Below are 19,174 nucleotides of genomic sequence, written 5' to 3'. Positions count from 1 at the left end.
TGCCTGACCCGTGCCGCTGGCACGATCCGCGCAGTCCCGAACAACGCGCCGAGGACGATCCGCGATGGCTCGCGAATTCATCTACCACATGCGGGGCCTGACCAAGGCCTATACCGGCGGCAAGAAGGTCCTGGATAACGTCAACCTGTCGTTCTACCCGGACGCCAAGATCGGCGTCCTGGGCATCAACGGCGCCGGCAAGTCGACGCTGCTCAAGATCATGGCGGGCCTCGACAAGGAATACACCGGTGACGGCTGGGTCGCGCAGGGTGCGCGCGTCGGCTATCTGCCGCAGGAGCCCCAGCTCGATCCGAACAAGACCGTCCGCGAGAACGTGATGGAGGGCGTGGCCGAGAAGCAGGCCATGCTCGACCGCTACAACGAACTCGCCATGAACTACTCGGAGGAGACGGCCGACGAGATGACCGAGCTCCAGGACCGGATCGAGTCGCTAGGTCTCTGGGAGCTCGATTCGAAGGTCGATCAGGCCATGGAGGCCCTGGGCTGCCCGAGCGACGAGCAGCCGGTGGCCACCCTGTCGGGCGGCGAGCGGCGCCGCATCGCCCTGTGCCGCCTCCTCCTGTGGGAGCCGGAACTGCTCCTCCTCGACGAGCCGACCAACCACCTCGACGCCGAGACGGTGAACTGGCTGGAGGGCCACCTGCGCCAGTATCCCGGCGCGATCCTGATCGTGACCCACGATCGCTACTTCCTCGACAACGTCACGAGCTGGATCCTGGAGCTCGATCGCGGAAAGGGCATCCCGTACGAGGGCAACTATTCGGCGTGGCTGGTCCAGAAGCAGAAGCGCCTGGAGCAGGAGGGCCGTGAGGACATGGCCCGGCAGCGCTCCATCGCCCGCGAGCAGGAGTGGATCGCCGCCTCCCCGAAGGCGCGCCAGTCCAAGTCGAAGGCCCGCATCACCCGCTACGAGGAGCTGGTGGCCAAGCAGGCGCAGAAAATCGACGCCGCGGCCCAGATCGTCATTCCGATCGACGAGCGGCTCGGCAACAACGTCATCGAGTTCGAGCATCTCAGCAAGGCGTTCGGCGACCGGCTGCTGATCGAGGATCTGTCGTTCAAGCTGCCGCCGGGCGGCATCGTCGGGGTGATCGGCCCGAACGGCGCCGGCAAGACCACGCTGTTCAAGATGATCACCGGCCAGGAGAAGCCCGACAACGGGAAGATCGACATCGGCGAGACGGTGAAGCTCGGCTACGTCGACCAGTCCCGCGACGCCCTCGATCCGAACGCCACGGTCTGGCAGGAGGTCTCGGGCGGCAACGACATCATCTATTTCAACAAGCGCGAAATCAATTCGCGTGCCTATTGCGCGGCCTTCGCCTTCAAGGGGCCCGACCAGCAGAAGAAGGTCGGCACGCTCTCGGGCGGCGAGCGCAACCGGGTGCACCTCGCGCGGACCCTGAAGGGCGGCGCCAATGTGCTGCTCCTCGACGAGCCGACCAACGACCTCGACATGGAGACCCTGCGCGCCCTCGAAGACGCGCTGGAGGACTACGCCGGCTGCGCCGTCATCATCAGCCACGATCGCTGGTTCTTGAACCGCATCGCGACGCACATCCTCGCCTTCGAGGGCGACAGCCACGTGGAATGGTTCGAGGGCAACTTCTCCGAATACGAAGCCGACAAGGTGCGCCGGCTCGGAGCGGATTCGATCATGCCGAAGAAGATCAAGTACAAGCGGTTCTCGCGCTGAGGACCGGCCCCGTCGTTCCGGGGCCGTAACGGCGAGACCGGAACCGAATAGCCGTACCCGGGCGAGGTCCAGCCCTGGACCTCGCCCGGGTACGCTCTGAACACGGCCGGGAGGAATCCATCGGCCGGTCGCGCGGTCCCTGACCTCGGTTCAAAGCCTCTGCGGCGCTCCGGCGATGCAGATTGCCGGAGCGACCGGGAGATCGGATGTCGTGCCCCCCTGCGCCCGGGGGGAAAGGCGGATGCGCGGGCTCCCGGAGCGCTTGCAGAGCCGGAGCGTGCCACCCCGGGGACCGGGACGGCATCGACGCCCGCCCGCCCGATATGCCCTCATCCGAGTTGCGCCCGGGCCTCCGACAGAATCGTGGACAGGCTTCGCGAGAGCGCGATGGCTGGAGTCCATCCGGTGGCGGTTGCGAAGGCCGTGGAATCACAGCCCTCGCTACGCACGCCCGCCGCCCGGACCCGATCGGGCGAGACCCGAAGGGTGAAGCGCGCGCCCGTCATGCCGCGGAACATCTCCAGGATCTCGGCGACCGGCGTCACGACCCCCGATCCCACGTTGAAGATTCCGCCATTCGGAAGATCGTCGATCTGTCCGATCACGCGCAGGCACGCCGCGGTGACATCGGCCACGTCGACGAAATCGCGCCCGGCGGAGAGGTCGCCAACCTCCAGGCTCGGGGGCACCAAGCCTCGCTCGATACGGGCGATCTGCCCCGCGAAGGAGGCGACCACGAACGTCTCACTCTGACCCGCACCGATGTAGTTCGATGGTCGCAGCACCAGATGCTTGACGCCGGCATTCGCCAGGACATCGCGCAGGATGTACTCGCAGGCGTTCTTGGTTCGGCCCGCGATGGTGTCGGGACGCGGCGTCACGGTCTCGTCCGGACGTGCCTGCTCGCGGAACGCCTCCCCGTAGACGACGGTCGAGCTGAGGAACACCAGGGCCGCGCGGGTCTTCGCCACCGCCTCGGCCAGGTTCAGCGTGCCGAGCAGTTCGGCCCGCCAGGCATAGGACGGTGTCTCGCTCGACTGGGCCACGGACGCCAGCGCCGCCAAGTGGAACACGATGGTGGGGTCGAAGGCGGCGATCGTCTCGGCGAGTTCGTGGGCATCGAACGGATCGACGGCTCTCAGCGACACGCCGCCGAGGGGCGGTTGCGGAGCCCGATCCAGGCCGAGGATGGAGCTGCCGGGCGGAAGTCCCCTGTGCAGCGCCTCGAGCAGGCGGCGGCCGAGATAGTCTCCGGCTCCGGTGACGAGGACGCGCATGGCCGTTGCCCTGAACCTTGCCCTGTAGCGCGCCCCGGGCCTGGGCCCTCCCGGTGGCGGGCGAGGAAAGCCGGGATCGCCCACCGCCTCTATACCGGGCTCGGCCGCGATGCGAGAGGCCCGAGGCGCTCCGCGGAGCGTCGGACCATCGGGGCGACGGATCCCTGCGCCGGGCCGAACACAGGCGCGTGATCGGCGCAGCCGCGCACCGCAGGCGCGCTATTGTTGCACCGCGGACTCTGCCGTATCCCACATCCGGTCGGAGACCGCCGCGGTGATGAACTGAGTGACGCGCGTCGACGATCTTGAGCGGCCCGCTGCCACGAAGCAGCGGACGATCCCCGCGCCGGAAGCCGGCACGCGGCCCACGAAGCCCGTCCGTGACGCGCGGGTCGACGTGGTGCGCGGGCTGGCGCTGCTGACGATCTTCGTCGACCACATCCCGCGCAACGCGCCGGCCCTGCTGACGCTGCACAATTTCGGATTCTCGGATGCGGCCGAGATCTTCGTTCTGCTCGCCGGCTATTCCTCGATGATCGCCTATGGCGGCCTCTTCCGCCGAGCCGGCGTCCGGACGGCGCTGGTGCGCATCGCGCAGCGCTGTCTGCGCATCTACCTGTTCCAGGCGGGGCTGCTTTTGGCGACCCTGGTCATCGTCCGGATCTGGATGGACATCACCGGTCTCACGCCGCGGTTCGGCGTCGCGCCCCTGCTGCAGATGGGGCTGCTGCCGGGCCTGCTGCGCGGCCTCGCGCTGAACGCGCTCCCGAATTACCTCGATATTCTGCCGCTCTACATTCTCCTTCTGGCACTGTTCCCGCTGATCTATCTCGGGATGCGGCGCGGGATCTGGGGCGTCCTGGCGCTGTCGGCGACCCTGTGGATTGCCGCCAACGTCGATCATCAGCTGAACCTGCCGAACGCCGCGGCGGTCGATGAGGGCTGGTACTTCAATCCCTTCGCGTGGCAATTCCTGTTCGTGCTCGGAGCGGCCCTCGCCGTCTGGGTCCAGGCCCAGGACGGATTGCTGCCGTGGCGTGGCTGGGCCGTCGCCATGGCCTCGGCCTATCTCGCCTTCGCCTTCTTCCAGGGCGGCTCCTGGGCGGAATGGGGGCTGCCGGACCTCCGGCCGCTGGCGATCGGGGTCCCCGACAAGAGCCATGTCGGCCCCCTGCGCCTGATCAACATGCTGACCCTGGCCTACCTGCTGTTCAGCATGCCCGCGGTGGCGCGTCTCAGCCGGTGGCGGCGGCTGCGCCTGATCGATGCCTGCGGCCGGCACTCGCTCGAGATCTTCGCAGCCGGATGCCTGGCGGCGCTCATCGGCCGCATTCTCTATCGGACCTTCGACGCCACATGGCCGCTGCAGATCGCGGTCAATCTCGGCGGGCTCGCGGTCATGCTCGGATTGGCGCACCTCCTGGATGCGCGCCGCCGCGGTGCCGCCGCTCCGGGCCCGGACCTGCGCCGCCCGGGATAGGACGCGAGGAGAGACGATGCCGCCGATGCGCCGCAAGGGCGACCTGCCCGAGAAGGTCTGTGCCCAGTGCGGCCGCCCGTTCGCGTGGCGCAAGAAGTGGGCACGCGTCTGGGACGAGGTCCGCTACTGCTCCGACCGATGCCGGGCCGAGGCCAAGGCAGGGCGCGGGCGCACCGTCGGGGCGAGCGCAGAAACCCGCCCCACGACCGCGCGACAGGGATAGGCGGCGCGCCGCCGGATCCACCGCAGGCACGGACGGCCGTCGGCGCGATCCGTCCCACACCGAGGGCGCCGATGGTTCAGGCCGGACCACGGCTCAGGGCGGCGAGCCCGGCCGGCGTGTCGATGTCGAGGGCGGTGGCCGGATCGCCTGGGATCTCCAGCACGTCGGGCCGCCCCCTGAGCAGCGGTCCGGCCCCGTGGTCGCCGGCGAGGCGGCCGATCTCCTCCCCGAGACGACGCAGGTTGAGCAGTACGGGATTGCCGCGCCGCCCGTCCTGCACCGGCACCACGGCAGCAGGAGCCACCGCAGCCCCCGTGAAGGCGCTCACGAGACGGTCGATATGGGCGGCCGTCACCCGCGGCATGTCGCCCAGCACGATCACGGCGCCCGTGCAGCGGGGTGGCAACGCCGCGAGACCGGCGCGCAGCGAGGATGCCAATCCGGTACGGTAATCCGGATTGTCGATCCGGATCAGGTCCAGCCCGGCCAGCGTCGCGCGGACCGCCTCCGCGTGCGCGCCCAGCACGACCACCACAGGGCGGGGACAAGCCTCGAGGGCGGCCTCCGCGGCGTGGCGCACCAGCGGCTTGCCGTCGAGGGGGGCGAGCAGCTTCGGCGCGGAGCCGAACCGGCTGCCGAGGCCCGCGGCGAGCAGAACCGTGCCGACCTCCGACATCCCCGAGATCCTCTCCCGCCTCAAACGTCTGTCGCCGGATCGCGCGCGTCCCCCGTCACCGCGCCGCCGGCGCGGGGCTGAGGACGCGAGACGATCTCCATCAGCAGACCGCCGACACCGAGGGCGACGATGTCGGCGCGGGTTACGGCCAGATCTGCGAGCAGACGGTGCAGAATCCAGTCGAATCCGTTCTCCTTCGGCGAGCGCGCGCAGCCCGGGGCGCCGACCACCGGCACGTCGCCCCGGGCACCGACAAGGAGCAGGTTGCCGGGATCGACCGGCATGCCGAGGTGGGCGACATGCCCGCCAGCCGCCTCGATTCCGGCCGGGATGACGTCGCGGCGGTCGGCGATGGCCGAGGCACCGAACACAACCACGAGGTCCGCCCCGGCTCCGTCGATGAGATCGGTCACCGCAGCAGCCACGGCGTCGTCGGTGTGGGGGATCCGGGCTTCGGCGACGATCGCGGCGCCCGTGGGGGCGAGACGTTCGGCCAAAACCCGGAGCGTCTTGTCGATGGTGGCCTCCTTAAGGCTCGGCAGCCGCGTCGAGACCACGCCCACACGGCGGCGGCGATAGGTCGCCACCGCCAGCGCGTCGGCTCCGGCCGCCGCACAGGCGCGGGCCAGCACGGCGCCCGGCACGGCGTAGGGGATGATCTTCACGGTGGCGATCATTTCGCCCTCGATCACCGGCCGGAAGCGCGGCAGCGTCGCCACCGTCACCGCCTCGTCGACGGCGTTGACGGCCTCGATCCGGGTCGGGTCGAGCGTCAGCACCCCGGGCCTCTCGGCGAACAGGTTGCAGCGGCCGGTGAAGGGCGCCTCGACGCGCAGGTTCGGCCCGCGAAGACAACCGGCGAGCCGCGCGGCCGCGTCGTCCTCGCCGACATCGCCCGGCTCCAGGGCGGCCACCACGATCTCCGAGAGGCCGGTCCGCGCGAGACCGGCGGCCTCCTCCGGGCCGATCACCGCCCCCTTGCGCAGGGTGATGTCAGCCCGCCGGACCGTATGCGCGCTGATCAGTCCGCCCGCCTCGGCGAGCGGGACGGTCCCGAACCTCACGCGACCTCCGGACGGGGCGCGCGGCGCAGGCACGCCACCACCTCGGCGAGCACGGCCAGCGCGATCTCGGCGGGACTGACGGCACCGATCGGGAGCCCGATCGGCGCGTGGATCCGGCCGATCTGCGCGGGCGTGAACCCCGCCTCGGTGAGCCGCGCGACGCGGGCCGCGTGGGTCTTCCGGGAGCCGAGGGCGCCCACGTAGAAGCACTCGGCCGCCAGGGCCGCCTTCAGCGCAGGATCGTCGATCTTGGGATCATGGGTCAGGGCTGCGAGGGCGCAGTAGCGATCCAGCACCGGGACGGTTGTGCCGAGGGCGGCGTCCGGCCACTCGGCGACCAGCGCGATGCCCGGGAAACGCTCCGGCGTGGCGAATGCGGTGCGGGGGTCGATCACCGTGAGCGCGAGGTCGAGCCCGGCCGCCATCGGCGCCATGGCCTGCGAGATGTGGACGGCGCCGACGACCACGATCCGCACCGGCGGCACCTGCACGGTGAGGAACAGGGTCCGCCCGTCAGCCTCGACGAGGCCGCTCTTGCCGGACGCAAGGTGTTTCGCCAGGACGTCGGCCAGGGGGTCGACGGCGAGGTCCGACTCGCGCACGAGGCGCTGCGCGCCGTCGGCGATGTCGGTGACGAGGATCGCGGCGCGGCGGGCCGCGCGCTCGTCGTTCAGCGCCGCAAGGATGTCGCTGCGCATCAGTCGACCCGCTCGACGAAGACCCGGATCCGCCCGCCGCAGGACAGGCCGGCCCGCCAGGCCGTCTCGTCCGCGACGCCGAATTCGAGGACGCGCGGCGTGCCGGCCTCGATCACCTCGAGGGCCTCGGTGATGACCGCGCCCTCGACGCAGCCTCCCGAGACGGAGCCGAGGAAGTTGCCGTCGCCGTCGACCGCGAGGTGGCTGCCCACGGGCCGGGGCGCCGAGCCCCAGGTCTCGATCACGGTGGCGAGCGCCACGGCGCGACCGTCGCGCCGCCAGGACTGGGCGGCGGAGAGGATGTCTGTATCGGTGCTGAGCATGGCCTCGTGGACTTTCGGCCGGCGGGTGGCCCCCGCTTCCCACAGGTATGGCCCACGCGCCGCCGTGCAAGGCGCCCTCCCACTCGCACACCATGCCCACCGCCCGGGGCACCGGGCCTGTGGCCGTGCGCGCGCCTTGGCCGATCCCGGCGCGGATGCGATAACAGGCCGGCCAAGCGTCCCCGCTCAGACCATGTCCGCCACCGTCGAACGGAGTTCATGCCAGACGACCCGCCCCTGCTTTCGCGGGAGGGAGCGGCGCGTGCTCCGGGTGACGTGAACGCCCCCGATCCCGCTCTGGCGCGCAGGCTGCGCAAGGATCCGCCGCCGCGCTCCGCGCCGCACCGCCTGTGGCGGCGCATCAGCCGGGCGATCGGCGACGTCCTGCCGAAAGGCCTCTACGCCCGTTCGCTGATCATCATCATCGCGCCGGTCGTCCTGCTCCAGTCGGTGATCGCCTACACCTTCATGGAGCGGCACTGGCAGCTCGTGACCAAGCGCCTGTCGGCGGCGGTGACCGCAGACGTGGCCGCCTTGATCGACATCTACGAGAGCTACCCGCAGGACAAGGATGCCGAGACCCTCTCGCGCATCGCCGGGGAACGGCTGAACCTCGACCTCGACATCCTCAAGGGGGCCAAGCTCCCGCCGCCGGGCCCGCGCCCGTTCTTCTCGATCCTCGACGAGGCCCTCTCGGACGAGATCAAGCGCCAGATCCGCCGGCCCTTCTGGATCGACACGGTCGGCCGCTCCAACCTGATCGAGATCCGGGTGGCGATTCCCGACGGCGTGATGCGCATCACCGCGCGGCGCAGCCAAGCCTACGCGTCGAATTCGCACATCTTCCTCGTCTGGATGATCGGCTCCTCGCTGGTGCTGCTCGGGGTCGCGATCCTGTTCCTGCGCAACCAGATCAAGCCCATCCTCCGCCTCGCCGCGGTGGCGGAGGGCTTCGGCAAGGGCCGGGAGATCGAGTTCCGGCCGCGCGGCGCCCGCGAGGTGCGCCAAGCCGGTCACGCCTTCATCGAGATGAAGCGGCGGATCGAGCGAGCGATGGAGCAGCGCACGACGATGCTGAACGGCGTCAGCCACGACCTGCGCACCATCCTCACCCGCTTCCGCCTGTCCCTGGCACTGGTCGAGCAGACCAGCGAGATCGAGGATCTCAGCCGCGACGTGGATGAGATGAGCCGGATGCTGGAGGGCTACCTCGCCTTCGCGCGGGGCGACTCGGCCGAGCCCGCGACGCCCACGGACATGCGCGCCCTGCTGGAGGACCTGCAGACCGACGTGGAGCGCCTCGGCGCCCATGTCTCCGCCGTGGAGCTCGTCGGCACGCCCGAGGTCACGGTCCGTCCGGGCGCCTTCCGGCGTTGCCTGTTCAACCTCGCGGCCAACGCCGTGCGCTACGGCGAGACGGTGGCGATCTCCGGCCGACTGGAGGCCCGGACCTTCTTCGTCTCCATCGACGACGACGGGCCGGGCATTCCGGCCGAGAGCCGCGAGGACGTGTTCAAGCCGTTCCTGCGGCTCGACGACGCCCGCCAGGACGCCGGCGGCTCCGGGCTGGGCCTCTCGATCGCGCGGGACATCGCCCGCGCCCATGGCGGCGACATCACCCTGCACGACAGCCCCCTGGGGGGTCTGCGGGCCACCGTCCGGGTTCCGGCCTAGGCCGGATCAGGCATCGGCGGGCCGGCGCAGGCGCAGGTGCTCGGCCTGCACATTCCGGATGAGATGATCGAGGCTGGCCTCGTCGAGGCCGGCGCCGACGAGCCGGGTGCGCAGGCTCGCCTCACCGTGCCACGCGTAGCCGGCATCGTGCGGCAGGTGGCGCAGCAGGAGGGCGCTCACGATCGATTCACGCCGGTAGGCGGGGTGGCGCAGCAGCTTCCCGATATGGAGGACCAGCATGTCGACGCCGGAGGTCGCGGGGTCCGAAGCCCCCGTGCCCTTCCCATTCCCACTGACCGATGCCCGACGCATACATGCCCGCCTTTGAGAGGCGATACTCTCGCGCCAAATGATTGCACATCCATGAGCGTTCGGACGAGCCGGCGAAAAACTGCCGATTCCGGGGTCCCAACCTTCGCAGCACGGTGGTATGCAGGGTCGTTTTCCCAGGGCCGCGGTCAGCCGCGCGCCGGATTTCGAGTGCCGCACATGAACCCGCTCGTCCCGCTCTTCATCCTGCTCTCGCTGCCGCTCGCGGCCATCGGGCTCGTGCTCTACACCGACGAAGGCATCAACCCGGACCTGTTCTACGCCTCGGTGAAGACCTTCGTGATCCTGGGCGCGATCGCGGTGGCGATGTCGTTCGGTGCGATGAAGCTCTCCGAGCGGTCCAAGCACTGAGATCGCACCGCCCGGAGGGCGCGATGCTGCAGGTGGTTCCGGCCTTCTCGCGGATCGGCGAGGAAAACGCCTTCGCGGTGCTGGCCCGCGCCCAAGCCCTCGCCGCGCAGGGCCGGGACGTGATCAACCTCGGTATCGGCCAGCCGGACATGCCGACCCCCGCGCACGTGGTCGAGGCGGGCATCAAGGCCCTGCGCGACGGCCACCACGGCTACACGCCGGCGGTGGGCATTCCGCCGCTGCGCGAGGCGGTGGCCCGCGACATCCATCGCCGCCACGGCGTCGAGGTCTCCCCCGAATCCGTGATGATCGTGCCCGGCGGCAAGGTCACCATGTTCATGGCGATCCTGATGTTCGGCGCGCCCGGAACCGAGATCCTGTATCCGGACCCCGGCTTCCCGATCTACCGCTCGATGATCGAGTTCACGGGCGCGACGCCGGTCCCCGTGCCGATCCGCGAGGAGAACGGTTTCGCCTTCTCGGCGACCGAGACCCTGGCGCTGATCACGCCGAAGACCCGGCTGCTGATCGTCAACTCACCCGCCAACCCGACGGGCGGCGTGACACCGAAAGCCGAGATCGACGCCCTGGTGAAGGGCCTGGCCGAGCACCCCGAGGTCGCCGTGCTGTCGGACGAGATCTACGGCACCATGACCTACGACGGCGAGACCCATCACTCGCTGCTCAAGTATCCCGAGATCCGCGACCGGCTCGTCTACCTCGACGGCGCGTCCAAGACCTACGCGATGACCGGTTGGCGCCTCGGCTGGTCGGTCTGGCCGAAGCCGCTCTATGACGCAGCCCGCAAGCTCGCCGTCAACGCGCATTCCTGCGTCAACGCGGCGACCCAGTGGGCCGGCATCGCGGCGCTGGACGGCCCCCAGGACTGCGTGACCGAGATGGTCGCCGAATTCGACCGGCGCCGGACGATCGTGGTGGACGGTCTGAACGCCTTGCCGGGCGTGTCGTGCATCGCGCCCAAGGGCGCGTTCTACGCCTTCCCGAATATCTCCCGGACCGGCTGGAAGGCGAAGGCGCTGGCGTCGGCCCTTCTGGAAGAAGCGGGCGTCGCGGTGATCGGCGGCCCGGATTTCGGCGTCCACGGCGAGGGCTACATCCGTCTGTCCTATGCCAACTCGGCCGAGAACATCCGACGTGCATTGGACCGGATGAGCACGTTCCTCAGCGAGCAGAAGCCGGCCTGTTTTTCCGACGGGTCGGAAAAGCCCCTCGTCGCGCCCTCACCCTGAGGCGCCGAAGCGCGGGGGAGGCCTGAAGGCGCTTCCGGATCCCTCGATGATTCCTGCCCCCCCTGAGGCCCGCTGCCGCAGGCGCGGCGACGGGTGGGATCGACCGGGTATCCGACCGGGCTTCCCTACGACTTGCCGGGGGCCCGCTTGTCGATCCAGCCCGACAGCCAATCGGCGATATCGAGGCTGTTCTTGTCCTGCATCAGCATGTGCGAATTGCCGTGGATGCCGATCTCCGGCAGCAGGATCAGCTCCGCCCGGCCGCCCGCGGCATTCGCCGCCGCCACGAAGCTGCGGCACTGCTTGAGCCGCGGCGCCCAGCGGGGCGAGGCGTCGACGTAATCGCCGAAGAGGACGAGGATCGGCAGGTCCCTGTAGGGCGCGAGATCGTCCTTCGCCGGGTCCGGGCACGCGGCCGGCTCGATGGCGACGATGGCGCGGATGCCCGACCGGTCGAGGGACGCGGTCTGGAACGGGTAGATCCCCGATTGAGAGTGGGAGATCAGCACCGCACCTTTGAGCTTCTTGGCCAGTTCCGACAGGGCCGGCACAGTGGGGTTCGGCACCGGGAGGGCGGCCGACCAGTCCGGGACCATCTGCTTCCAGAACTCGCCCTGGGCCTCCAGGGGGAACTGCATGTCGGGAAACACCTTCGGGTATTCCGGCCCGAACCGGAAGATCGCCCAGGCAGGCTCGCGCCCGGCCGAGAAGACCGGCGGCAGCGCGTTCGGGTCGGCCCGCCCCATCTTCACCGCGTTGATCTGGGCCGGGCTCGCCGCCGAGCGACCGCGCCAGGCCTGATCGATCACGTAGGTCGGGAAGCCGCGCCGGACGAAGTACTCGTCCCAGCCCATGCGTCCGTCCGGCGTCGTCTCCCAGGTCTTGCCGGTGAGGCAGCAGCCGTGGATCAGCACCAGAGGCGGCCGTCCGGTCGTCACCGGAACCTGATAGCGGACATAGATTTGGTCGACGCTGATCGTGCCGGAGGGTGCGTAGGCCGGCAGCGTCGACAGCGTGTCGGACTGAACGTCACGGCCGCCGACGAAGAAACTGCCCTGCTCGGCAATGGTCAGGGGGCCGGCGGCCGGTTCGGCGGCACGGGCGATTCCGCCGCCGATCAGCATCGCACTGACCAAGGCACAGGCGCTCCGCCAGACGCGCCCGCGCGCAGGCACTGACAGTCCCGACATGAAATGTCCCGTCCTCCCGCGAAGGGCCAGTCCGGACCCGTTCCCGACCGGAAGCCTAGCATGAAGCTCGGCGGCAATGGGAGTTCCCCGCGCCCGTCCGGTTGCCGGTCAGGCCGCGATGTTGCGCTCGACCCGGTCGATCGCGTCGGCGGGAAGATCGAGGGCCTCGGCCAGCATCTTCAGGAATTGACGCTCCTGGAGCGTATCGGGATCGATGGCGAGCCGCGCCGCCGCGAAGATCCGCGCCGCCGCATCGGGACTTGCGACCCGCTCGGCGATCTCGTCGACGTCGGCGGGATCCGCGAGTTCCCGATCGAGCCAGGATCGCCCGTCGGGATCGAGGCCCGCATCCGCGACGGCCGTATCGAGGCGCTTCCGCTCGGCCGCGTCGACCATGCCGTCGGCCGTCGTGGCCGCCACCATGGCTCGCAGCATCAGCCGGGCTTCGTCCTCATCGATCTCGGTGAAGTCCGGGCCGCCCGACTCGGGCGGTGGGGCACCGCGCAAGGCCCGGTAGGCGAGGCTGCCGATCAGCGCCAAGCCTCCGAGGGCCACGCCGGCGGCTAGACCGCCGCTCCTGGAACGCACCAGTGCGTCGACGATCCGTCTGCTGTCAGCCATGCCAACCTCCCTGGATTGAATCCGATTCGGATCGGAAACAACCCGGGAGGCGCTCGGGTTCAGCCGCGCTCAGGCATCGGCCTCATCCTCGTCCTCGTCGATATCCACCAAGAAGACGATGTCGGCCTCATCGGCGTCGTCCGAATCGGTCTCGGTGTGATGGGGATCGTCGACGAAATCGCCCTCGCCGTCGTCCTCTGCCAGCGCGTCCTCGAAGATCTCGACCTCGTCCTCGGTGGCCGCCCGGACCTTGAGCGGCGACGTGCCGTTCCAGAGCGGCTTGCCGCCCGTCGTCATGGTCCGGATGTCTTCCTTGAATCCGTCACAGGTGAAGAGGTCCTTGGCGGACGCCTCGTCGCTGTTGATCACCGCAACGGCGGTGCCGTCGATCTCGAGCGTGAACATGGCCGGCATCCTTCTCGTAACCGTCCTCAGGCGCGCCCATTCAGCAGGCTGACCCACGGGTGCGACGCGCTGCCCCGGGAAGAATCACGGATGCTCCCCCCGGCAGCCATGAGCGCCGCGCGCGGATGCTGTAGGGGTGAACCGGACGGCCGCCAAGCCCATCCCGCCTCCACCGGCCCGAAAGCCATGGCGCGGATCCTGCGGGGCAGCGGTGGCGATGAAACTCGGACGCGAAGAAGGATCACCGCGGATGCGGATCAGGCTCGGCTGCGAGATGCGCTACGCCTTCCCCTATCCCGTACCGATGGTGGTCATGCTGAACGTGCATCCCACCCGGGCGGGCGCCCTGGAGGCCCCCGACACGCTGCGCACCGAGCCGCCCGTGCCGGTCGACCTCTATCGCGACGGCTTCGGCAACCTGTGCGCGCGGCTGAGCGCGCCGGCCGGGAGCTTCACGATCGGCACGGACGCAGTGATCGACGATGACGGGCGCCCGGACCCGGTGCACCCGGAGGCCAAGCAGCACGCGATCGAGGACCTGCCGGCCGAAACCATCGTGTTCCTGCTGCCCAGCCGGTACTGCGAATCGGATCTGCTGGCCGACGAGGCGTGGCGCTTGTTCGGTCATACCGAGCCCGGCTGGAGCCGGGTGCAGGCGGTCTGCGATTTTGTGCACGACCACATCGCGTTCGGCTACGAATTCGCTCACGGCGACCGCACGGCGCAGGATGCCTATGCGGGTCGCCGCGGCGTCTGCCGGGACTTCACCCACCTGGCCGTGGCCTTCTGTCGCGCGCTGAACATCCCGACCCGCTACTGCACCGGTTATGTCAGCTTCATCGGCGAGCCCGAGCCGCACCCGGCGGGCGATTTCGCCGCCTGGATGGAGGTCTATCTCGGCGGGCGCTGGCACGTGTTCGACCCGCGCAACAACGCCCCGCGGATCGGCCGGGTCATGGTCGCCTACGGTCGCGACGCCGCGGATGTGCCGCTGACCCACACGTTCGGACCGAATCCCCTCGTGGGCTTCCGGGTCTGGGCCGACCGGATCGACCATCTGGACGCCTCCGGCGACGCGCCGATCCTGCCGGAGGAACCCCTGCCGCCGCAGAGCATGACGACCCGGATGGGGTGAGCGCCGCGCGCCTACACCCCGGCGCCCCGGGCGATGGCGCGCTTGACCACCCCCTGCACATCCGGATTCGAGAGGAACAGGTCGTGGTTGATCAGGCCGCCGCCGTAATCGGAGGCGTCGGCGACGCGCACGCCGAGTGCCTCGAGCTTGGCGCGATCGGCCGCGCCCGCCCGAACGCCCCCCGCCAGGGCGGCGGAGAGTTCGAGCGCCCGGTCGTTGGTGGAGGAGATCACCGTGATCTTCGAGACGTCGGGTCCGAGGCGGGCGACGCCGTTGGAGAACAGGTCGAAATCGATGTCGGGTGCGGCCAGCACCACGGCTCCGATCCGCGCCATCGCGGCCTCGCCGGCCTCGGCGCGGAGCAAGCGCAGGGTCTCGAGCGTGAGAAGCGTGCCCATCGAGTGCGCGACGATGTTGATGCGGCCGCCGCTCGGCGAGGCGGCCAGCGCCTTGAGCAGGTCCTCGAAGGCGTCGCGCGACCAGAGGGCGCTCTCGCGATCGTAATTGTAATCGAGGGTCGCAGCCGCCGACGGCCACGTGAACAGGCCGGAGACGCCGCCGAAGCGGATGCCGTCCGAGAGCCTGGCCGCGCTGATCGCGGCCGATTCGAACGATTCGCGGTAGCCGTGGACGTAGATCAGCACGTCCCGCCCGAGGGCCGCCTGCGAGAAGGCTGTGGCGGCACCGGATCCCGTCTCGAATTTCGGCACCGCGCCGATCGTCCAGTCGCCGGTGATGACGGACGAGACCTTGCCGAGGAGCGAGCGGTCGGGCGGCGACAGGCGCACCTCCGCGAAGCTCAGGCCGCGGCCGCGGTCGCTGCTGAAATACGGCGGCCGGGGCGGATTGCCCACGGGCTTGCGGGTCGTGGCGACCAGCAACACCGGCATGACGTCGAGGGCCGATTGCTTTTCGGGCAAGGCCGCGCCGGTCCCGAGATCGTCGGTGACGCAGGCGCCGAGCGACGGGGCGAGACCCGCGGCGCCCGCGAGAGCTCCGAACCGGAGAAGGACGCGACGTGAGACGATCTGGCTCGACATGATCCGGTTGCGCTCGGGCGGGGTGCCCTCCGTCGCCCAGGATCGTGACCATCGCGGGGCACGATCACGGCAGGTCGGCGTGAATAGCGGGCATGACCGGGCTTGTGGTGGACGGGCCACAGCCGGCCCATCCCCCGGTGCCGGTGCCCTCCCCCTCGACGGCAGCCGTCGCCGCGGCCATGAAGGGACCATGACGCCGTCCATCGACATTCAGAGCCTTCGCGAGCGCCTGCTGCGCGGCGACCGCGCCGCGCTGGCCCGGGCCATCACGCTGGCCGAGTCCAAGCGCGCCGATCACCGGGCCCTGGCGGCGGATCTCATCGATTCGGTTCTGCCCGAAACCGGTCGGGCGATCCGCGTCGGGATCACCGGCGTGCCCGGCGTCGGCAAGTCGACCACCATCGACGCCCTGGGCTCGAACCTGACCGAGGCCGGCCACAAGGTGGCGGTGCTGGCGGTCGATCCGTCCTCTTCCCGGACCGGCGGCTCGATCCTGGGCGACAAGACCCGGATGGCGCGGCTGTCGCACGATCCCAACGCCTTCATCCGCCCCTCCCCGTCCTCCGGAACGCTCGGCGGCGTGGCGGCCAAGACCCGCGAGACCATGCTTCTCTGCGAGGCCGCGGGCTTCGACGTGATCCTCGTCGAGACGGTCGGCGTTGGCCAGTCGGAGACGGCGGTGGCCGACCTGACCGACTTCTTCCTGGTGCTGATGCTGCCCGGAGCGGGCGACGAGCTCCAGGGCATCAAGAAGGGCATCCTCGAACTCGCCGATATGATCGCGGTCAACAAGGCCGATGTTGGCGAGGCCGAGCAGCGGGCCAATGCAGCGGCTTCGGAATACCGTGCGGCGTTGCACATCCTCACCCCGGCCTCCGCCACCTGGACGCCGCCGGTGGTGACGATCTCGGGCTTCCACAATCTGCGTCTCGACGCGCTGTGGGCGAAGATCGTCGACCACCGGGAGAAGCTCACCGCCACCGGAGAGATCCAGGCGAAGCGCCGGACCCAGGACGTGAAGTGGATGTGGGCGCTAGTGGACGAGCGTCTGCACCAGCGCCTCGTCGGGTCCCCGGAGGTCCGGCGCCGCACGGCCGAGGCGGAGGCGGGTGTGGCGCGGGGCGAGACATCCCCCGCCGCCGGCGCCGCGGCCATCGCCGAGCTGATCGGCCTCTGACCTGTCCCGTCTACCGCGGAGACGCTGGCCGCGCATAATTTCATGGCGGCCGGGGGCACAAACGCCATCTCGCGCGTTCGGTGGACGACGGCGTAACGAGCGACGCCCGCGTCGCGGCGCCGCGCTCACGTCCAGGAGAGTGCCATGGTGGATACGGATCGGATCGTCGGCGGCGCCAAGGAGGCCGTCGGCAAGGTTCAGGGCGCGGCCGGAGATTTAGCGGGCTCGAACCGCGACTCGGTCGAGGGTCGGTTCCGCGAGGCCCAGGGCGAGGCGCAGAACGTCTACGGCCAGGTGAAGGACAAGGCGCGCGACATCGCCGACCGGGCCGGCGACGTCGCCAGCGACGCGTATGACCGCGCCGGCGACATCGCGGGTGAGGCCTATGAGCGGAGCGGTTCCTACCTGCGCGACGGGCGTGCCGCCGTCGGCGCCCGCGTGGAGGAGAATCCCCTGGTCGCCCTGCTGATCGCCGGCGCGGTGGGCTACGGCCTCGCCCTGCTGGTCCACGGCCGCCGCTGACCGAGGAGCGGCCCCACCTGAAGCCGGGCGGGGCCATCCCAGAGGCTCCGCCCGACCGTGGCGGCTGATCTGACGGCTGCGGAACGCCCATGATACCGAAGGTGTCGATACGGAAAGGTGTCAGGCCCCGGGCGACGGGCGCTGCCTTCCGGAACGCATCAGTGGACGCCGCTACTGCGCGGTCCAGCCGCCATCCATGCTGATATTGGCGCCGGTGATCTGGCTCGCCGCATCGGAGCACAGGAACACCGCCAGTGCGGCGACCTGATCGACGGTGACGAATTCCTTGGTCGGCTGCGCCTTCAGCATCACGTCTTCGATCACCTGCTCCTTGGTCAGACCGCGGGCCTTCATCGTGTCGGGAATCTGCGACTCCACGAGGGGCGTCCAGACGTAACCGGGCGAAATGCAGTTCACCGTGATCTTGTGGGGCGCGAGTTCCAGTGCCGCCGCCTTGCTCAGGCCCGCGATCCCGTGCTTGGCCGCCACGTAGGCCGACTTGAACGGCGAGGCCACCAGCGAATGGGCCGAAGCGGTGTTGATGATCCGGCCCCAGCCGCGTGCCTTCATCCCGGGAATTGCCGCATGCATCGTGTGGAAGGCCGAGGACAGGTTGATCGCGATGATCTGCTCCCACTTCTCGGCCGGAAAGTCCTCGATCGGCGATACGAACTGGATCCCGGCATTGTTGACCAGCACGTCGACGGATCCGAAAGCGCCCTCCGCCTCGCGCACCATGGCGTTGATCGCCTCGGGCTTGCTCATGTCGGCGGACGAATAGTGGACCTTGACCCCGTAGGCGCTTTCGATCCCGGCTCGCGTTTCCTCGATGGCGGTCGCGTCCCCGAACCCGTTGAGCACGACGTTGGCTCCCTCGGCCGCAAGGGCGCGCGCGATGGCAAGTCCGATGCCGCTGGTCGAGCCGGTGACGAGGGCGGTCTTGGTCTTGAGGGTCATGGAGCCTCCTGGAACTCGGGCGCGCTGCCGAGCGAATGGGAAGACGGCGCGGTCGCAGCGGGACAGGTCGCGACCTAACTAGCGCGGGACGGGGACGCCGGCACAGGGTCGCCCGATGCCGGTGCGGGCAGGATGTCACCGGCTTCCGTCTGCGGGCGCGGTGAAGCCGGAAGGCCGATCTCGACCCGCAGCCCTGGGGCGTTGTCGAAGAGCCGCAGGGTCCCGTGATGCAGGCGCACCACGGCGTTGACGAGGCTGAGGCCCAGCCCGAAGCCCGGTCGCGAACGGGCATCCTCCAGGCGCACGAAGCGACCGAGGACGCGGGCCCGCTCCGCTTCGGGGATGCCCGGTCCATGATCGGACACGGCAAGGCGGATCGTCTCGCCGTCGCGCCATGCCTCCAGCGTCACGCTGGCCTCCGCTCCGGCGGATTCGGCCCCATATTTCAAGGCGTTGTCGATCAGGTTGGCGAGGGCCTGCCCGATCAGCTCGCGGTTGCCCGCGATGGTGAGGTCGTCCTGCGCGCGCACCGCGAGCGTCAGCCCCTGATCCTCGGCGACCGCCTCGTAGAGTTCGCCGACGCTCCGCACCGTCTGGCCGATATCCAGCGGTCCCAGCATCTCCCCGGCAGACCCGGCTTCGAGCCGCGCGATCATCAGGAGGGCATTGAACACCCGGATCAATCCGTCGCCTTCGTCGATCACGGCTTCCAGCGCCGCGCGCAATTCCTCCGTCGTCGAGGCCCGGCGCAGGGCCTCGTCGGCGCGGTTGCGCAGGCGGGTCAACGGCGTCTTGAGGTCGTGGGCGATGTTGTCGGAGACCTCCCGCATGCCGCGCATCAGCTCGCCGATCCGCTCCAGCATCAGGTTGAGGCTCGACGCGAGGCGGTCGAGTTCGTCGCCGTTTCCCGCCACAGGGAGCCGGTCGTCGAGATCGCCCGCCATGATCGCGCGGGTGGTTTGGGTCATGGCATCGACCCGGCGCAGCACCCGGCTCGCTGCCAGCCAGCCGCCGATCACGCCGAGGAGCACGACGGCGGCGAGCGAGGTGAGGAAGGCGCGCCC

Annotated in this window: 21 protein-coding genes (1 of these 21 cut by a window edge); 9 read left to right on the top strand and 12 right to left on the bottom strand. The window is 69.9% G+C overall.

Annotation, left to right across the window (positions count from 1 at the left end):
• Window positions 1–64 precede the first annotated feature (64 nt).
• Window positions 65–1,717, top strand: a complete 1,653-nt coding sequence (gene ettA, locus PQI07_RS14890) for an energy-dependent translational throttle protein EttA (RefSeq protein WP_043354390.1) — start codon at window positions 65–67, stop codon at window positions 1,715–1,717.
• Between the two features lie 329 nt (window positions 1,718–2,046).
• Here ettA and PQI07_RS14885 read toward each other — a convergent pair whose 3' ends face one another.
• The gene (locus PQI07_RS14885; RefSeq protein WP_274926865.1) at window positions 2,047–2,994 is read right to left on the bottom strand and encodes an NAD-dependent epimerase/dehydratase family protein; all 948 of its coding nucleotides are present in this window, start codon (window positions 2,992–2,994) and stop codon (window positions 2,047–2,049) included.
• Between the two features lie 286 nt (window positions 2,995–3,280).
• Between PQI07_RS14885 and PQI07_RS14880 the strand changes: the two genes are divergently transcribed.
• Together PQI07_RS14880 and PQI07_RS14875 are read left to right on the top strand one after the other, a co-directional pair.
• Complete coding sequence (locus PQI07_RS14880; RefSeq protein ID WP_274926864.1) at window positions 3,281–4,474, top strand: OpgC family protein; 1,194 nt, start codon at window positions 3,281–3,283, stop codon at window positions 4,472–4,474.
• 16 nt (window positions 4,475–4,490) lie between these two features.
• Window positions 4,491–4,697, top strand: a complete 207-nt coding sequence (locus PQI07_RS14875; RefSeq protein WP_179697045.1) for a DUF2256 domain-containing protein — start codon at window positions 4,491–4,493, stop codon at window positions 4,695–4,697.
• A gap of 76 nt (window positions 4,698–4,773) precedes the next feature.
• Here the strand turns inward: PQI07_RS14875 and PQI07_RS14870 are convergent, their stop codons facing one another.
• The 4 genes from PQI07_RS14870 to PQI07_RS14855 are packed head-to-tail and all read right to left on the bottom strand — an operon-like array spanning window position 4,774 to window position 7,458.
• On the bottom strand, window positions 4,774–5,373 hold the full coding sequence (locus PQI07_RS14870; protein WP_274926863.1) for a nucleotidyltransferase family protein: 600 nt from the start codon (window positions 5,371–5,373) through the stop codon (window positions 4,774–4,776).
• 20 nt (window positions 5,374–5,393) lie between these two features.
• A complete protein-coding gene (locus PQI07_RS14865) occupies window positions 5,394–6,437 on the bottom strand; it encodes a molybdopterin-binding protein (RefSeq protein WP_274926862.1) in 1,044 nt (347 codons plus the stop codon).
• On the bottom strand, window positions 6,434–7,135 hold the full coding sequence (locus PQI07_RS14860) for an XdhC family protein (protein ID WP_274926861.1): 702 nt from the start codon (window positions 7,133–7,135) through the stop codon (window positions 6,434–6,436). The genes PQI07_RS14865 and PQI07_RS14860 overlap by 4 nt, the downstream gene beginning before the upstream one ends.
• Window positions 7,135–7,458, bottom strand: a complete 324-nt coding sequence (locus PQI07_RS14855; protein ID WP_043354401.1) for an XdhC family protein — start codon at window positions 7,456–7,458, stop codon at window positions 7,135–7,137. Before PQI07_RS14855 ends, PQI07_RS14860 begins: the two co-directional genes overlap by 1 nt.
• Window positions 7,459–7,734: 276 nt before the next feature.
• Between PQI07_RS14855 and PQI07_RS14850 the strand changes: the two genes are divergently transcribed.
• Window positions 7,735–9,132 carry an ATP-binding protein gene (locus PQI07_RS14850; protein ID WP_274927728.1) on the top strand — a complete coding sequence of 466 codons (1,398 nt, stop codon included), beginning with the start codon at window positions 7,735–7,737 and terminating at the stop codon, window positions 9,130–9,132.
• A gap of 6 nt (window positions 9,133–9,138) precedes the next feature.
• On the opposite strand, the gene PQI07_RS14845 is transcribed toward PQI07_RS14850, so the two are convergent.
• The gene (locus tag PQI07_RS14845; protein ID WP_236952712.1) at window positions 9,139–9,372 is read right to left on the bottom strand and encodes a hypothetical protein; all 234 of its coding nucleotides are present in this window, start codon (window positions 9,370–9,372) and stop codon (window positions 9,139–9,141) included.
• A 249-nt stretch (window positions 9,373–9,621) separates the two neighbouring features.
• On the opposite strand from PQI07_RS14845, the gene PQI07_RS14840 reads away from it, so the two are divergent.
• Together PQI07_RS14840 and PQI07_RS14835 are read left to right on the top strand one after the other, a co-directional pair.
• The gene (locus tag PQI07_RS14840) at window positions 9,622–9,813 is read left to right on the top strand and encodes a hypothetical protein (RefSeq protein WP_043354407.1); all 192 of its coding nucleotides are present in this window, start codon (window positions 9,622–9,624) and stop codon (window positions 9,811–9,813) included.
• Window positions 9,814–9,836: 23 nt separating this feature from the next.
• Complete coding sequence (locus PQI07_RS14835; RefSeq protein WP_274926860.1) at window positions 9,837–11,063, top strand: pyridoxal phosphate-dependent aminotransferase; 1,227 nt, start codon at window positions 9,837–9,839, stop codon at window positions 11,061–11,063.
• Window positions 11,064–11,188: 125 nt separating this feature from the next.
• Here PQI07_RS14835 and PQI07_RS14830 read toward each other — a convergent pair whose 3' ends face one another.
• From PQI07_RS14830 to PQI07_RS14820, 3 genes are all read right to left on the bottom strand, one after another.
• Window positions 11,189–12,199, bottom strand: coding sequence for an alpha/beta hydrolase family protein (locus PQI07_RS14830; RefSeq protein WP_274926859.1), 1,011 nt, complete (start codon window positions 12,197–12,199; stop codon window positions 11,189–11,191).
• A 162-nt stretch (window positions 12,200–12,361) separates the two neighbouring features.
• Complete coding sequence (locus PQI07_RS14825) at window positions 12,362–12,874, bottom strand: tellurite resistance TerB family protein (protein WP_075380727.1); 513 nt, start codon at window positions 12,872–12,874, stop codon at window positions 12,362–12,364.
• Window positions 12,875–12,943: 69 nt separating this feature from the next.
• A complete protein-coding gene (locus PQI07_RS14820) occupies window positions 12,944–13,279 on the bottom strand; it encodes a hypothetical protein (RefSeq protein WP_043387705.1) in 336 nt (111 codons plus the stop codon).
• 250 nt (window positions 13,280–13,529) lie between these two features.
• Here PQI07_RS14820 and PQI07_RS14815 point away from each other — a divergent pair, with 250 nt between their 5' ends.
• Window positions 13,530–14,414 carry a transglutaminase-like domain-containing protein gene (locus PQI07_RS14815; protein WP_043387706.1) on the top strand — a complete coding sequence of 295 codons (885 nt, stop codon included), beginning with the start codon at window positions 13,530–13,532 and terminating at the stop codon, window positions 14,412–14,414.
• An 11-nt stretch (window positions 14,415–14,425) separates the two neighbouring features.
• On the opposite strand, the gene PQI07_RS14810 is transcribed toward PQI07_RS14815, so the two are convergent.
• Window positions 14,426–15,454 (bottom strand): alpha/beta hydrolase, encoded by a 1,029-nt coding sequence (locus tag PQI07_RS14810; RefSeq protein WP_043354580.1) that lies wholly within the window; start codon window positions 15,452–15,454, stop codon window positions 14,426–14,428.
• Window positions 15,455–15,644: 190 nt separating this feature from the next.
• Between PQI07_RS14810 and meaB the strand changes: the two genes are divergently transcribed.
• Together meaB and PQI07_RS14800 are read left to right on the top strand one after the other, a co-directional pair.
• On the top strand, window positions 15,645–16,631 hold the full coding sequence (gene meaB / locus PQI07_RS14805; protein ID WP_043387707.1) for a methylmalonyl Co-A mutase-associated GTPase MeaB: 987 nt from the start codon (window positions 15,645–15,647) through the stop codon (window positions 16,629–16,631).
• Between the two features lie 144 nt (window positions 16,632–16,775).
• Window positions 16,776–17,153 carry a CsbD family protein gene (locus PQI07_RS14800; protein ID WP_274926858.1) on the top strand — a complete coding sequence of 126 codons (378 nt, stop codon included), beginning with the start codon at window positions 16,776–16,778 and terminating at the stop codon, window positions 17,151–17,153.
• A 171-nt stretch (window positions 17,154–17,324) separates the two neighbouring features.
• Here PQI07_RS14800 and PQI07_RS14795 read toward each other — a convergent pair whose 3' ends face one another.
• Entirely contained in the window at window positions 17,325–18,110 is a 786-nt protein-coding gene (locus PQI07_RS14795) for a 3-hydroxybutyrate dehydrogenase (RefSeq protein ID WP_075380728.1), read from the bottom strand.
• Window positions 18,111–18,184: 74 nt separating this feature from the next.
• Window positions 18,185–19,174, bottom strand: partial view of a sensor histidine kinase gene (locus PQI07_RS14790; protein ID WP_274926857.1) — the 3' portion only. The gene runs 519 nt beyond the window's last position; the window shows 990 of its 1,509 coding nt (coding positions 520–1,509); its start codon lies beyond the right edge, outside the window; it ends in the stop codon at window positions 18,185–18,187.

The organism is Methylobacterium sp. 092160098-2 (assembly GCF_028920805.1).
Lineage (GTDB): Bacteria > Pseudomonadota > Alphaproteobacteria > Rhizobiales > Beijerinckiaceae > Methylobacterium > Methylobacterium fujisawaense.
Note: the sequence above shows the minus strand (reverse complement) of the source record. Positions and strands in the feature narration are given on the sequence as shown.